11 protein-coding genes are annotated in these 15160 nt (G+C 56.7%); 9 read left to right on the top strand and 2 right to left on the bottom strand.

The annotated features are described in order from the left end of the window. The coding region (locus tag EOA86_RS03750) for an SGNH/GDSL hydrolase family protein (RefSeq protein WP_128340760.1) at window positions 1-2628 on the bottom strand (2628 nt) is incomplete at its 3' end. Window positions 2629-2972: 344 nt separating this feature from the next. On the opposite strand from EOA86_RS03750, the gene EOA86_RS03745 reads away from it, so the two are divergent. From EOA86_RS03745 to EOA86_RS03710, 8 genes are all read left to right on the top strand, one after another. Then, window positions 2973-3275, top strand: a complete 303-nt coding sequence (locus EOA86_RS03745; RefSeq protein WP_128340759.1) for a glycosyltransferase — start codon at window positions 2973-2975, stop codon at window positions 3273-3275. 49 nt (window positions 3276-3324) lie between these two features. Beyond that, window positions 3325-4491, top strand: coding sequence for a polysaccharide pyruvyl transferase family protein (locus EOA86_RS03740; RefSeq protein WP_128340758.1), 1167 nt, complete (start codon window positions 3325-3327; stop codon window positions 4489-4491). Between the two features lie 25 nt (window positions 4492-4516). After that, window positions 4517-5494 carry a nitroreductase family protein gene (locus EOA86_RS03735; RefSeq protein WP_128340757.1) on the top strand — a complete coding sequence of 326 codons (978 nt, stop codon included), beginning with the start codon at window positions 4517-4519 and terminating at the stop codon, window positions 5492-5494. A 571-nt stretch (window positions 5495-6065) separates the two neighbouring features. Further along, window positions 6066-7316: a glycosyltransferase gene (locus tag EOA86_RS03730; RefSeq protein ID WP_164891547.1), complete on the top strand. Its 1251-nt coding sequence runs from the start codon at window positions 6066-6068 to the stop codon at window positions 7314-7316. Further along, window positions 7246-8622, top strand: a complete 1377-nt coding sequence (locus EOA86_RS03725; protein ID WP_164891546.1) for a glycosyltransferase — start codon at window positions 7246-7248, stop codon at window positions 8620-8622. The genes EOA86_RS03730 and EOA86_RS03725 overlap by 71 nt, the downstream gene beginning before the upstream one ends. Window positions 8623-8749: 127 nt before the next feature. Continuing rightward, entirely contained in the window at window positions 8750-9031 is a 282-nt protein-coding gene (locus tag EOA86_RS03720; protein ID WP_128340754.1) for a hypothetical protein, read from the top strand. 36 nt (window positions 9032-9067) lie between these two features. Then, entirely contained in the window at window positions 9068-10549 is a 1482-nt protein-coding gene (locus EOA86_RS03715; RefSeq protein ID WP_164891545.1) for a lipopolysaccharide biosynthesis protein, read from the top strand. Between the two features lie 225 nt (window positions 10550-10774). Beyond that, entirely contained in the window at window positions 10775-11914 is a 1140-nt protein-coding gene (locus EOA86_RS03710) for a hypothetical protein (protein ID WP_128340752.1), read from the top strand. Between the two features lie 309 nt (window positions 11915-12223). Here EOA86_RS03710 and EOA86_RS03705 read toward each other — a convergent pair whose 3' ends face one another. Beyond that, window positions 12224-12523: a hypothetical protein gene (locus EOA86_RS03705; protein ID WP_128340751.1), complete on the bottom strand. Its 300-nt coding sequence runs from the start codon at window positions 12521-12523 to the stop codon at window positions 12224-12226. 496 nt (window positions 12524-13019) lie between these two features. On the opposite strand from EOA86_RS03705, the gene EOA86_RS03700 reads away from it, so the two are divergent. Beyond that, entirely contained in the window at window positions 13020-15077 is a 2058-nt protein-coding gene (locus EOA86_RS03700; RefSeq protein ID WP_128340750.1) for a hypothetical protein, read from the top strand. Window positions 15078-15160: the final 83 nt, after the last annotated feature.

The raw sequence follows: 15160 nt of genomic DNA, 5'->3' as shown, positions 1-15160 counted from the left end.
GTCCTCCTTTGGCGGAGCAACCGCCAGGTTCAGGGGAATTAGATCCTGGTGTTGCTGCAGGACCTCGTAAAGCTTTTCCGCGATGAGCCTATGGCCGGTGGCGTTTGGGTGTTTGTCCCAAGGTGCCACAAGAAGGGTCCGCCAATCATACCCGTCATACACACCGGAAAGATCGAGAACGTTGAATCCAGCCTCGGCAGCGAGGCGCCTCTCCAGCTCGGGACTGGTCCTCTCGTCCGGCCTGGGAAGATAGATCCAAGAGACCCCAATATCTTCTCGTTTCGCGGTTTCGACGATTCGAGAATAGATCACACGCAGAAGTCTTTCCTCGTGGCGATTGAGCTCTCTTGTAAGCACGTCGGGGTCGGTGCTGGTATCTATTCCGCTTTCGCGTACAATGTCGCGCGCAAAGTCGTAGCGATATGCGGAGCCATTCTGGATTGCTTTCACGAACTTCTCTATCATTCGCGGAACAAGCCCGCTGTGCTCAAAGTAGAAAATGTAATTTGGTTTGAATGAAAGCACCCGATCCTCGATGATGGCCAGTATGTCCAGGCTGGAATAATCCCCGATGGCAAAGTTCAACACGTCGTAGTGTCGATACCCGCTGTCGGCCGCCTGTTCATTCAGCCGCTGCTCCAGCAGGCCCTCGAAAGTCTCCTCATCCGCGACGCCCGCACCGAAGACGTGCGAAGAGCCGACGATTGCTATTCGCAGGGTGCCGGGAGAAGGAAGCTTTTCGTAGTCCTTATCGCGCATGCCCCAGCGGTTGATGTGGACCCGCGTTCCCTTAAAGTCTGCCTGGGAGATCGGACGCAGATAGGTCGTGGGAAGCGCACCCGTGAACTCGATCAGCGGCGACTCGTTTAACCCTTCCCATCCGTCGGGTGGTCGTTGGCCATAGACAACCCAGAGTTCTGGGTTAAATGCGCCGACATTGACGAGGTTCTCGTAGTAGCCGCGCTCCAGGTTCGCGTTGTCGCGGCTATTCAGGTTCGGCGCTCTAATGTCGGCCATTGCGGTGCTGACCGTCTCGCCGAGGCGATCGCGAACGCCGGGGAGCGAGATGCAAACCGCGATCAATCCGCAGACACCGACCGACGCAACCGACCGCCGGAAACTGTACTGCCGGTCGGCGATGCCCCGCGCGAGCGCAAGGGCAGGAATGCCAATGATGGCTGCTACCGTAAGCAGCACGAGGGCGGGCGTTGTTTTGCTAGGGCCTTCCACGCCCACGGTTTCGAAGACCGATAACCATTGCGGGACCGAGCTCGCGCTCCAAAACGACCAAAGGAGCGAGATGACGACGAACACGCCGATGGTCCGGCCAGCAGTTTGCAGCGCACCGTTCCAGCTGAGTGCCCCGCCACGCAGGCGCCGCGCGCGACCGTGCCGCATTTCATAGAGGGCGTTGACCGTCACGAGCACGGCCAGGATCATCCAGAAGAGGAAGTCGTTCCAGGTGAATACCCAGGTGCCACGCAACCAGAACCACTGATAATTGTGCAGCAGCCAGGTCGCGAGGAACGCCAGGAGGGTCGCGCTGACAACCGCTACACTCTCTCCCCAGCGTCGAAAACGAAAATAAAGGGGATAGTACACAATCTTCATTATGAAGTCCTTCCAATATATGTTTATTCTACGCCAGAAATCTGTAAAGCTTGAGGAAAGGAAGTAAAGATTGTGGGTTTCTGGAAGATTGAACCCAAATAGACGCAGCATACCCGTGATTATGTGAAAAGTTCCTGAAACCTTCAAATAAAGTAAAAATGGCCATATGATGAATTGCAAAAGATCAATCTGATTGTGTACGTCCGCAGCATCGATAACAAATCGCTGATATACGACGCGGTAGCATATCAAATGGACAGCGCCGCGAAACATCCACTGAATGCCCGTTTGATAGATGTAGTGCCGGTCAGCATTGTAGTAGCTGCTGCGGAAAGTTCTAAAATCTACGACCGGAAAGAGCGGGAAGCACACGTTCGGCAACATGAAAAAATACGCGAGACGTTCCGAAACCGTCGCCATCCTCTGGTCACGCCGCATTTCGTACGCATAGACAATGAGACGGAACATGAACATGGAAGCGAGCACGGGCCAGGCGGCGCCCGTCCACGGGGTCGCAATCCAGTCCATTCGTGCGGCGGCGAGCCCGCAACCGGCGCCAACCAGAGCCAGCACTCTCCATCCAAAAGCGATCGGTAGGTGGACAATGCCGATCAGTACGAGCCCAATGGCGGCGATCCAGGCGGCATCGATGAGACCCTCAAATCTCCAGTGGTGCCAGTTGGGCCCAAGGTTCGCGAAGACTGCGGCGATAGCCGCGAACGAGAGCAGCACGAAAAACGGCAGCCGGTAACGCTGTGGCAGGAAGTAGTGCACGCACCAGCCGGCGAGGGCAACGAGCAGGACGCGGACAAGCGCATCAGTCTCGAGCCTGAGGAGATAGACCAGCGCGATGAAGAGGGCCAGCTCGCCGGCTATGGCGAACCAAGCCAGGATGCTTCTCGACTCAGTCCCCGTTGGATCCGCCGACCAGGGAAGAGACAATGTCTTGATCCAATGCACGCTCGCGCGCCTCAACCAGCTGCCGGCGGACATCGACAAGAAGTAGCTTTGGGGCATGCGAAAGATCCGCAAGCTGCTGGTTCTCCCCTCCCATGACTCCCATCTCCTGACGGGTAAGCGCCCGGTCCTTGGAGCGTTGCCTTGACTTCTTTGAACGAGTCTGGTTCCGCGCAAACGCAGAAGTTCCAGTACATAATTTATCACGATAAAATCGCTCCGCTGTGCCCGAGGTAACAGCGACCCGTCTCTAAGTCGCTTAAATCCGGCCAGCTAAATCTGACCGATTGAAAGCCGATTCCGAATGGGATCGATCTGCCCCGCAATCCGCGCCGCGAGCCGAACGCCGATGGCAGTCGACGCTCTATCTGCCTTGGCCATCTTAGTCCGGAACGCTCGGGCACATGATCGACGAGTTCGCGGCACCTCCCGCCGAGGCAAAGGCGCAACTCACCATACTGGGCGATGGCCAATGCCGCGCCACTCTCGAGGAACAGGCGGCCCGGTTGGGCCTTTCCAGCAGGGTCACTTTCGCTGGCTCGGTCGAAAATGTCTTTCCATCCCTGTGGGAGGCTGAATTCTATCTTTCCACCTCGGTGTCGGAAGGTATGTCAAAGTCAAACGCTCCTGAAAACAGCCTCTATTCCTTGAAGATCGTTAAATACAATTCGGCAGAGGAGGCAATTGTTGCCTACGTACTGGTGTGATACTTTACTTGACGGGACAACTTGCCGTTGATAGCAACGGACCTGCTAAATGTTGATTGGCACACTAACTTTGCACACCGGTTACAACGAGGGGGCGCAGCTTCAGAGCCTCGCCCTCCAACGCTGCATTTCGGACCTGCGTCCCGGCTCGCCGGCGGAGATCGTGGACCACCGCTATCCAAGACGACTGGAGACTGGCTATGGGCCGGCGACAAACGCACGCCAGCGAACGCTTGCCGCCTTCGCCGATGGACTGATGCTCAGCCCCAAGAGGTTCTACTCGGAGGATAGGTCACCAACGTTTCGCTACGTAAGCGACCGCTATGATGCGGTTGTGGTGGGTAGCGATGAGGTTTGGAAGATCGACTACGTCTCCCGTCTCGGTGGGCTGATCAAGCTTCAGACCAACCCACTATGTCCCCCATTTCCCAATGTCTACTGGCCAGAAGTGGCGTGCTCGAAGATAGCATATGCGGCGAGCACCGGCAGCAGCACCAAATGGACCGAAATGCCGCGCCGCAATCGATACTTGATGGCCAAATGCCTGAACGAATTTGTCGCGATCGGCGTGCGGGACGAGCGGACACGTGAGATGGTCCTCTGGGCAGATCCAAGCCTCGCGGATCGTGTGACATTGACCCCAGACCCGACAGTCACTCACGATCTAACTTCGAATGCCACTCATGAAAGCCTGCGCGTAAAACTGGCTTCCTGGGGCGTGGATTTCAATCGGCCCCGGGCGTTGGTGATAGCCGGCCAGCACGAGCTCTATGCAGAGGCCACAACCTCTCTGCGGGCGCGCGGCGTCCAGATTGTATCGGTCTCGGATCGCAATCACCTCGCAGACATCGATCTCACCGAAAAGCCTATAAATCCCCTCGAGTGGGCAAATCTGGCATCACAATTCTCCTACTGCTTGTCAGAGCGCATGCATGGGGCACTATTTGCTCTGCGGAACCGGTGCCCGTTAATTTGCCTGGACAGTCGGCGACCCGCCATCGGCTTCCCCACTAAGAATGAAGCTTTGATGACGCTGATGGGCATTCCCTCTCAGTACGTGTGTATTCACCGCAAGGGTGCCAGGGACAATTTGCTGGACATGTGCGAAAACCTCGGAAAACTTGTTCACGACTACATGAAGCTAGACAACCGGTTCCGCGAACTAGCTGAGATTGGCCGTACGTTTCTGGACAGGGCCCTGCCTGCGGCCAAGTAAAATAACAAATCAAGATGTTAGAAAAATGCTTCGAAAGCTGCAAATTTTTCTGTCTACTCAAGCGAAGGTAATCATCTCCTACGTATATGACGTTGGAAATTACCTACGTTACAACGGGGATTCGCTGCTGGTTCCAAAGAAAGAGCGGCTATATTACCGAATAATCGTGGACGCTCACTCGATTGAGAAGGGCCTTTCTCTAAAGGACAGGAAGCCCGGTTTTGGCCAGGAAAAAATCAAGCGACTTATGAATGAGGTGTCCTCCTACGACACCTCGCTAGGGGCGTTTCCGCTTGAAATGGCTGTCGGCGCACTTCGCGCCTACGTTGACCTTCATCCACCAGGAGAGCCTGAGCAGCCCTTTGTTGAGAAAGTTCGTCAATTCGTCGAGCGTTTCAATGGGCTTGATGGAGTCGCCTTGACCGGCGGGGTTCAAAGCGCCGTTCTGCCAATTGGGGGGCCAGCCCTCACACTCCTGGAAGGACTTCAGTGTCGTCGCTCGGTTAGATACTTTGACGAACAATTAATAGATCGCACCACGTTGCTGGAGTTGGTACGCTTGGCGCAAGGTGCGCCATCCCAATGCAACAGGCAGGCGACAAGAGTATACCTCTACCAGGGCCGTCATCAAATCGATCAGATACTCGCCCTGCAGGGCGGGGCGCGAGGCTTTTCACAGTCCATATCAAACCTGGCCATTGTCACGTCAGACACAAGGGCCTGGCGAGGAAGCAATCAACGAAACCAGATTTATGTCGATGGTGCGCTGTTCCTAATGCATTTCCTGTTGGCCGCGGAGGCACTTCGGCTCGTGGCTTGCCCACTCAATCTTGCGGTCGATAGTCGAGTTGAACGGCAAATTCGTGACGTAGGTCGAATTCGAGCAGGCGAGAGATTGATTGCATGTGTCGCCCTTGGCCGTATGGCAGGTACTGCCATCAGATTTGCCAGGTCGCCGCGCAGGCCGATTGATGAGGTGGTCTCGTTTGTAACCGAGGAGTAAGTCTCCGCTGGCACTTGCAGAGCGATCGAACCAAGCTGGCTTCTCGGGGAGGGACAATGTCTTGATCGACTGCCCGCTCGCGCGCCTCAACCAGCTGCCGCCGCACATCGACAATAAGTAACGTGGAGCACGCGAAAAAATCCGCAAGCTGCGGGTCCGGCCCCTCCCATAGGCCCTTAAACCCTTGCTTTCACTACCTTTTTGAACGACCGGTTCCGATCCGATTTCGCGCAAACGCGGTGAGGCAGAAGTATTGGTACAAGGTATACCACAAAATAATCACTCCGCTGTGCCCGGGGTAACAGCGGCAGTTCTCTGAGACGTTTAAATCCAACAAGTTAGATCTGATCGACTGGAAGCCGTTGGAATAACCCTCCTTACGGACTGCATGTGCCATGGCCCAAGAAGGAAGGGCACACTTAGGATTCGGGGTTCATCTCCATACGGCATGCACCCACCGAGGCGTGGCATGTCACTCCAATGCAGTAGCACCGATATCGGGACGCATGGACCAAAAGCGCGGCTGGGCGTGGGAACGCACCCAACGATTCAGCGCGATCGGTGCGGCGATATGAAAGCACAGGACGCGGAAGGCAAGATTGACTTGGGGCGTCGACTGCGTATCGCTCATGTCATTACCCGTCTCATCAATGGCGGTGCTGATGAGAACACTGTCCATTCCTGCAATTGGGCCGCGCAAGGGGGGCATGATGTTGTCCTGCTACATGGCGAGACGGTCCAGCCGGAAATCATAGCTAAAGTGGACCCGCGGGTGGAACTCATTGGCGTCCCGGGCCTGACTCGGTCCATTTCGCCTGTCTCCGACATGCGGGCATTGTTGGCGCTCACCCGGAAATTCCGCGCCTTGAATGCCGACATCGTGCATACGCACACCAGCAAGGCAGGCATTCTCGGGCGGCTCGCCGCATGGGCGGCGGGAGTTCCAGCGATCGTTCATGGCGTGCATATCGTGCCTTTTGTCAATGTCGGCGTCGCCGAGCGGTTTGCTTATCTCGCCTTGGAAAAGCTGGCAGCGCCAGTCACCAGTGCGTTCATCAGTGTGAGCGAGGGCATCCGCGACTTATGCTTGAGCGCAGGAGTGGGACATCCAGACAAACATTATGTCGTCCATTCCGGATTCGATCTCGATCGTTTTCGCAACGCCGGTCCGCCCGACCGTTGGCGCGATTTGTTGCGCTTGACCCCGGACGCGCCGCGCCCGTCCGTGCTCTTGATGATCGCGGCTTTCGAGCCACGCAAGCGACACACGGAATTTCTGGACGCTTTCAACAAAGTCGCCGTCCGGTTACCCGACGCGGTGCTTGTGCTCGCGGGCGACGGGCCGCTTCGCTCGACCGTGGAATCGCGGGCCAAGCGGCTTGGGCTCGAACGACAAGTGGTCTTTACCGGTTATCGGGACGACCCCGAGCGGCTGATCGCGCTCGCGGATCTCTGCCTGCTCTGTTCCATGCGGGAGGGATTGCCCCGGGTGGTCATGCAATATCTCGCCGGCGGCAAACCCTGCGTCGCTTGCGATCTGCCAGGTCTTCACGAAGTGCTCCGCCCTGGTATCAACGGTGTGATTACACCCGCGGACGATTTGGCAGCCATGGCCGACGCCATTGCCGCCCTCCTGGAGGATCGTGCAAGACTGGCCCGCCTCGCCCAAGGTGCCGCCGCGGCGACGGATCTTTCGAACTGGGACGTCAAGCTGATGGGCAAGCGGACCGATGCCATTTACCGCGAGGCCCTTGACCAGCATCGGGCAAGCAAGGGAGTATCAACAATACCTCCTGTCCGAAATGTGGCGGTTCCGCGATGAACGGGTGCAGCCTGTGCGTTTGACGGTGATCGGGCAGCTTGCCGGATTGGTTAGCGGTGCATACTTTTCCGGTTTCGGGGATGAGGTGAAGTGCGCCGATCTGGACGACAAGGGGATCGATGCGCTGAAAGGCATACGTGTTCTGCTCGTGCTCCCAACCTATTTTCCTGAGTCATATGGCGGCGGCGAACAACAGGCGCGGCGATTTGCTCGGGCGCTGGTTGAAAGCGGAGTTTCAGCAACCATTCTGGCACCCAGACTGTCGCACTCGACCCCGAAACTGTCCGCCATCGACGGGGTGCCTATCCATCGCCTTCGTTTGCGCGCGGCTCCGTATTTGGGCGGGCGGCATATGCTGTCGTTCCTGTCGTGGTGTGTCCAGGTTGTGATCTGGATGCTGCGCCGCCGCGACGAATTCGATGTCGTACATATCATCCATGCCCGACTTCACGCTGTTCCGGCGGCATTGGCAGGAGCCCTCCTGCGCAAACCGGTTCTCGCAAAATTGGGGCGGGGCGGACGGTGTTTCGATCTCGACGTTGTGCGCGAAAAGAAAATCATCGGTCGCTGGGCGTCCGCCTTGATTAAACGTCACGTCACGGCCTTCATCGCCAATAGCCGCCAAATCGCTGGTGATCTGAAGAGACATGGCATCGGCGCGGATCGCATTCATATGATTCCGAATGGGATCGATCTGCCCCGCAAGCCGCACCGCGAGCCGAACGCCGATGGCAGCCGACGCTTTATCTGCCTTGGCCGCCTCGATCCGGAAAAATGCCTCGAGCACATGATCGCTGCGTTCGCGGCACTTCCCGCCGACGCAAAGGCGCAACTCACCATCCTGGGCGATGGCCAGTGCCGCGCCGCGCTCGAGGAACAGGCGGCCCGGTTGGGCCTTTCCGGCAGGGTCACATTCGCCGGCGCGGTCGAAGATGTCTTTCCCTTTCTGTGGGACGCAGATTTCTATCTTTCCACCTCGGTGTCGGAAGGCATGTCAAACGCTTTGCTCGAGGCCATGAGCTGCGGCGTGGTGCCGATCGTCACCGATGTCAGCGGTGCGTCCGACATTGTGGAGCATGAGTGCAGCGGCTGTGTGGCTCGCTCGCATGTGGAGTATTGCGGACTCCTTCGTCGCGCACTCGGCCTATCGGAGGCCAAGCGCGATGACATGGGAGAGCAAGCAGTGAAAACCATCGCAATGCGCTTCAGCATGGAGAGGGCTGCCCAAGAGCAAATGAAGCTCTACGCGGCTCTTCTCAAGGAAGGGACCTCTTCGCTCCGCGTCCAGAGTGTGAATCGCACATGAAACTCATCCTTTGCGCGTGGCGGCATCCGCAGATTGTTGTTGAAGGCAACAAGACCGGGTTCAGTGAGCGGCTGCCGCCTCTGCGTTTGAATGGGGGCAAGGAGCTGCCGCCGAGGAAACGAACGAGATGAGGCTCATCCTCCAATATTGGTACCCCAAGCGGGAACAACACCGGACTACCACCCCTATCTATCGGTTTGACGGGATGTTTTCGGGCGTAGCGCTGAAGAGCTGCGAATGCCATCATGAAGTGGCTGAGGCGCAGATGGACCTCCGGCTGGAGCGTGTTTTCAAGCGGATGGCGTCCATAGCGCGTCGGCGATTGCCGTTTCTGTCGTTGGCGCTTGAAATGGTGCGCGCCACTGGGATGCACAGGATGCTTGTCATTGCATTGAGCCGTCTCAAGTAGTTGAGTGCATTGTTCTCAGTCACGAGTGGTAGGCGCGTGAACGAAAACCGGAACTTGACACGCGAGGCTGCCCGGGGACTTTCCTGGTCGGGCACAACTCTGCTGGCCCGAATCTTATTGCATGTCCTGGTCACGGCCGTTCTCGCGCGCCTGCTCTCCCCCCGAGAGTACGGCATTGTCGGCGCTGCGATGATCATAGCAGCCATCGGCAATAACCTTGCCAATCTCGGCATGTCGCAAGTCGTGGTCCAGCGACGGGACATCGAGGAGCGCCATGTCGGAACCGTAGTTTCCTTGTCCATGATGATGGCTGCCATTCTCGGCTTGCTTCAATGGGTGTTTGCACGGCAGATTGCCGATTTTCTTCGTGTGCCGGAATTGGTCCTCGTTTCGCGCGTCCTTGCGGTGATGATGGTCGCGAACGCGTTCAATCTGACCGTCGAGGCCATTTTGTCGCGGCACCTGAAATTCAAAATATCCTCCATCGCCAGGCTGGTCGCATGGATTGCTTCCCACGTCGGCCTAGCCATTCCGCTTGCCTATTTTGGGCTCAGCTATTGGGCCTTGGTGGTCGCGTACATGGCCGAGGCGTTCATCCTGGCCAGCATCTATTTTTTCATTGCCAGGGACTATCTCGTGAGTCCCCGTTTCGACATGCAGTCCTACCGCGATATCCGCAGCCAGAGCCTGGGCTATTCGCTGGCCGGTGTATCAAGCTTCACCGCCAAATATATAGACAATATAATTGTGGCACGGTTGATCGGTACTGCAGAGCTTGGCATTTACTCGCGAGCATATTATCTGATCGCGATGCCGGCAAATCTGTTTGGTAATCTGAACAAGAGCGTCGTTTTCCCACTTCTGTCGAAGGTTCATCACGACAAGGCGCGACTACGCAGCGCTCAGCTCAAGGCGTATGCCTTGACTGCTGCGCTCTCTATACCGACCAGCGCGTTTCTATGCTGTTTTGCAAAAGAGGTTGTACTGACTGTCCTCGGCGAAAAGTGGATGGATGCGGTAGGTCCTATTACCGTGTTCTCTGTAGTAATGTATTTCCGCCTAGGTTATAGAGTTTCCGGAGCCGTGATGCTTGCGACAGGCCAAAGTTACCAAACAGCCTTCATGGCGTTCGTTTATATGGCCCTTGTTGCTTCATTCGCATTGCTCTCAGCGCCCTACGGCGTGAATGCGGTGGCCTTTGCAGTGTCCGGCGCCATCGCGACGAGTTTCATCCTTTATGCGGCGGTCGGTTGTCGGATGACAGGATTATCAGCTCTGGATTTCGCGCTCGTCCATGTGCCGCCTGTCGCATTCGCCGCTGCGGTGTTCGCCACCGGCTCGGCGGTCAAAATGCTGCTTGCCGGATCGCCCGACTATCTTGTGCTCGCGACCGGGCTTTTCGTTATAGGTACATTGTCCGTTGTCACTGTCTATCTGAGAGCGTCGCTCCTCTTCGGGAAATATGGCGCGGAAGTTCTGCAAACGCTAACATCCAAGCACACAAACCGACTGCATTAGATTTGCATGGCCCCACAATACCTGCGTTCTCGGCGTGTCTTGCGACAGACCATCAGAGGATATGGAATGCATCATGAAGGTACGGAGGCTTGACGATACAGTCGACGGAGTTCAGTCACGACGCCCCTTACTGTAACCGGCTCATTCGACGCGCTGTTCGGAGGGGCGAGACCGTTTGTGAAAGCCGGTGTCATGTATGCCGGCTATCAGGCAAGGAAATGCCAGATGAAGCTTATCCTCCACATTGGCACGAGCAAGACAGGAACAACTGCGCTACAATACTTCCTTTCCGCGAATGCAAAGAAGCTCCGCGAGAGAAGAATTTACTATGCTGTACCTCCAAACCAGTTCAATTTCAACAGTGTTACCAACAGCTATTTGCTATCCGGCACGGACAACTTCCAGGCATTCTTCCTGCATCATCTGAGGGCGGCCGAACGAGACGGAGCGCACACGATCATTGCAAGTTCTGAAAACCTTTATTTGATCAGATACCTTGCGCGTTTCATGGCCAATAAGTCCAGCGCCGACGCCCTATCACAAGAGCGCAATTTGATCGAACGGTTGCGTGCTTCCATTCCGGCGAAGATGGAATGCCGTGTGCTGTGTTATGTGAGAAGACCGGATCATTGGCTTGAGTCAATGTATAATCAGAACGTCAAGCGCGGTGTTCTGTTCACCGGAGATGTCATCGACTTTCTAAACACGATCGAGGATAGTTTGGATTATCGTCACTGCCTGTCCATCTGGCGCGAAGTCTTTGGAAGCAGCGCGTGTTTGGTACGCGTCTACGAGTCGGCGCTGCCGAATCTGATCGATGATTTCATGAAGAATGTCGTCGGGATCGAGTATCTCTCCGCATTCGTACAGCCCTATCGTCGGGCTAATGAACGCCTGAGCCGAGATGTGTTGGAGTATAAGCGCCTCAAAAACGAGCATATCCTGTTTTCTGAGCGGCTGCTGGAACGCAAGATCTATGCATTGGTTGATCGGAGAGTGACGAATCCCGACAATAATCACGAATACCTTTCACCCGATGAGAGAGCCGACCTCCTATCAAGGCTGGAACCAAGTATGAAGTTGCTACAGGCGGAGTTTTCTCTGCCCCCCTTTCCGCAACTCGATCTCGATGCGGCCAAGGCCACGTGGCAGCCCTACCCGGGGCTTGCGCTCGAGAAGAGAAAGGAGATCGAATTCCACTACAACGCTGTTCAAGGTCGGATGGGCTTCCGTCTGGAGCGCATTCTGAGGCGATCGGCCTCCTTCACTCGCAGGCGATTGCCTTTTCTCTCATTGATATTCGATTTTGCGCGCGGCAGCGGCATTCGCAGATTGCTGTTGGAGGCAACAAACCGATTTCAATGACCGGCTGCTGGGCGCTAAGGACTGGATACCGTGAACTTGTCTACGCCTATCCCGTGCCTATTCCGGGCCAAGCGGCAAACGCCGTTAACTGCACAAACTCAGAAATTGTCAGCTCCATAGTCGAACAATTCTGCAGTTGCGCGGGTGCCTGTCCAAATCCGCTGTCGTGCTGAACGATCGAGGCGGGCAACCGCTCGGGTGTTGACGTCTGGTGCGATGTGATCAGATGCTTCATCCAACCTTATCCGCGGCTTTTCGCCAGTTGCGGCGTTTGTGTTCGTCATCCGCTCCGTCCCAAATGATTTGACCTTAAACCGGATCCTTCCGTCCTCCGCTGCTGCTATGCCGAGCGCGTCGTAAAAGGCTTTTAACAAAGGTATCCGGTGATTGGATCAAGTCCTCGAATCGAAGCGATAGCGCATCACGCTTCCTCGAGGCTTTGAACATCAGGCTAGTCACATCATTGTACCATTTGATCGCGCGCGCCTCGCTGAGACCGCTGCGTAGCAGCCCTTCGCACATCGGTAATGGATGCCGCGTAAGCACAAGGTTCCGCGCTTCCATAAAGCCGCGAGCAATCCCGTCGTCGAATGCGATGTAGTAATCCATCACCTTCAAAACGACGTAGCGCTTGGGACTTTTCGTTGCGCTCCCCGTGGCGGAGCGACTCGGCAGTCGCTGCGCATATGCCGCCAGAGGAAGGGAACAGACGCCCAGTTGACGGCCCCGCCAACATGGCACGCAGCCTTGCGCAGCTTGTAGAAACGTCCGAATACCCCCTCATGCCATTTCGCGGTATGGCATCAACCCATCCGGCGAGCTGCCGATGATATTCCAGACGATGTTTGACCCACCTCGGCCAAAGCAATTCAATAGAAGCGCATTGGGCGGAAGAGCTTTGCCCGGCCTGGTGGGAGGCGAAGCACCGATCCTGTCAGCGGTCTGCATCTGCTTTCTCCGTTATCGCATCAGGCGCGACCCACTTCCCGGGCTGTCGTTGAAAGGCTAAACTGAAACCTATGATATGCTGCGGAGCTTGTGAGGAGAAGCGCGATAGTCCCATGCGGAGTCTCATCCCGAATCCAGCAATTATTGGCACACGATAATGACCAGCCGCATTTCTCGCCGGGATCTGGCGCGAGCCGCATGCGCCGCCCTTGTACTGACGGCATCCGGCCGCCTGGGACAGGATGCTCGCGCCGCCGGTCCGGCGCAGGGCTCGCAGCCGAAAGCTCACTCCTGGCATCCTGGTCTGTTCCCGGAAATGATTGTTAAATCCTGGTTTCAGGAGGATCTGGCCGAAGGCGAAGTTTCCTCGTGGCAATCCGGCGGCGTGAAGCCGGTGGTTGCGGTGCAAGCCGAGCCCTCCCTGCGCCCGACAAAGCTTCCGAATAACGGCGGCATACTCTTTAAGGAGGAGACGAAACAGGCGTTGACCTGGCCCGTCGATAACGATGCCCCATATCTTCACCGCTGGTGGCTCGTGATCGCCCGGTGCAATTCGGCAGTCAACGCCGAGGCGAAGAACGTTTCCGTTCTTTGCGTCAATGGAGCGGAGGGTGGCTCGGTGCATCGCCAGCCGCGGGTCTGTTTCAACCCCTCCGCAGGCACATTCGTTTCGCAGCTCCATGACGGCAAGCTTAAGAGCGAGGAAGGGCAATGCTCGACGGATTTTGGCGACTGGAATGTCATGGTCGGGTACCGCCGCGGATTCGCGATGCAGGCCGTGGTGAATGGGGTCAAGACGGCCGGCCAGACGAATTATCCATTGGCACCCAACCGGGTGAAATCGCAGAGCTTCATGGGCGATGTGAACAATCCGATGGGGGCCGATGTCGCGATCGACTGCGTCATCATCGGACAAAGCGAACTTAATGACTCGCAGATCGACAAGCTGATGGGATGGGGCATGTGGCGCGTCGGCCGGCAATCCGCGCTACCCGACGTTCATCCCTATCGCCAGAGCCCTCCTTCAGCCGTGGATGCGAATGACAAACCGGCACGTTATGCGTTCGATGCAGCCTCGTGGGCGTCCTGGGCAGCCATCGGCAAAGAGCGGCGATATGCTCGTCGTGGTGAGGCGGCGCCGCCGATCGGCGCTTACACAACGGTTTTTTTTGACGACTTCGAATCCAACTCGGTTGTCGATTATTCCAAAGGCGCGCAAAGCAGCATCTGGTATGCGCCGACCCATCTGACGACCGTTGGTGTTGACGCCGCTACCCCGCCGATCTCGGCGTCGCCCTCCTCCTATGTGCACGACGCCACCAGCCACACGCTGGCGCTCCGGCTCTTGCATAAGGGCCGTTGGAGAACAGGTGCGTTCTCTTCCGTGAACAACAATGGCCAGGGGCGGTGTTGGGGAAAGGGGATCTTTGAGATCCGCGCCAGACTGCCGAAGATCGCAGCGCCCCGCCCTGGATTTTTTCCTGCTTTTTGGGCGTATGGCAGGGAGCATCTATTCTGGCGGACACGCAATCGTCTTGAGACGGACTTTTGGGAATATGACGGTCTCAATGGGGCCTATATCAACATCAGCCAGCACGTGCACAAACCCAGACTCGGCTATGCAGATCCACGCATTGCGCCAAGTGACGTGCACCGGAAAATCGCCGGCTATCAAGTCGACCGATCGAATGGCTTTCCCGCGACGATCGACATATACGATGGCGAATTTCATACGTGGTATGCGCAGATCGAGGATGATTATACTTATTTCGTGATCGACGGCCATGAAGTGGCGCGCGTTCCAACGACGCCGGAACTCGCAGCGAAAAAATACATCATGGTGGATTTCGCTTACGATGAAAAAAAAGGTCGCGCTCAACCGGACCCGTCGCAGACGTATGACATGGTGATTGACTATATACGGGTCCGGCAGACGGAAACGGATCTGGCTAGGGTCCCGACGGGATTCAGCGCATTGCCGGCCTTCTCGGGCCAGGCTTCACCGGGCCAGGCGCTGACCGTCGTACCGAACGTTATTGCGTCGCAAATTGAGTGTCTATGGTATCGTGACGGCGTTCCGATCGTGGGCGAAACCGGCACAAGCTATGAGCTCAGTTCGCGGGATGTCGGGCATAAGATTCGCTGCCATGTTCGCGCAGTTTCTGTGCTCGACCAGCCAGAAGCCTGGACCCCGGAGAGCGAGACCGTCGGCTAGAACGTATCGACTGCGCGACACCAGGATGCGTCATCACTCTCGTCGGACTGCTGACGAGCTCTGCCACCAGTAAGCCTCTCCGC

Origin of the sequence: Mesorhizobium sp. M5C.F.Ca.IN.020.32.2.1, assembly GCF_004023105.1 — a bacterium.
In the GTDB taxonomy this organism is placed as follows: domain Bacteria; phylum Pseudomonadota; class Alphaproteobacteria; order Rhizobiales; family Rhizobiaceae; genus Mesorhizobium; species Mesorhizobium wenxiniae.
The sequence above is the reverse complement of the archived record's forward strand: the minus strand, read 5'-3'. Positions and strand labels throughout refer to the sequence as shown.

Bases quoted from the DNA above. Each gene is read 5' to 3' on its own strand.
- EOA86_RS03745 (WP_128340759.1), top strand. From the start codon at position 2,973: ATGATCGACGAGTTCGCGGCACCTCCCGCCGAGGCAAAGGCGCAACTC.
- EOA86_RS03740 (WP_128340758.1), top strand. From the start codon at position 3,325: ATGTTGATTGGCACACTAACTTTGCACACCGGTTACAACGAGGGGGCG.
- EOA86_RS03735 (WP_128340757.1), top strand. From the start codon at position 4,517: ATGCTTCGAAAGCTGCAAATTTTTCTGTCTACTCAAGCGAAGGTAATC.
- EOA86_RS03730 (WP_164891547.1), top strand. From the start codon at position 6,066: ATGAAAGCACAGGACGCGGAAGGCAAGATTGACTTGGGGCGTCGACTG.
- EOA86_RS03720 (WP_128340754.1), top strand. From the start codon at position 8,750: ATGAGGCTCATCCTCCAATATTGGTACCCCAAGCGGGAACAACACCGG.
- EOA86_RS03710 (WP_128340752.1), top strand. From the start codon at position 10,775: ATGAAGCTTATCCTCCACATTGGCACGAGCAAGACAGGAACAACTGCG.
- EOA86_RS03705 (WP_128340751.1), bottom strand. From the start codon at position 12,523: ATGGATTACTACATCGCATTCGACGACGGGATTGCTCGCGGCTTTATG.
- EOA86_RS03700 (WP_128340750.1), top strand. From the start codon at position 13,020: ATGACCAGCCGCATTTCTCGCCGGGATCTGGCGCGAGCCGCATGCGCC.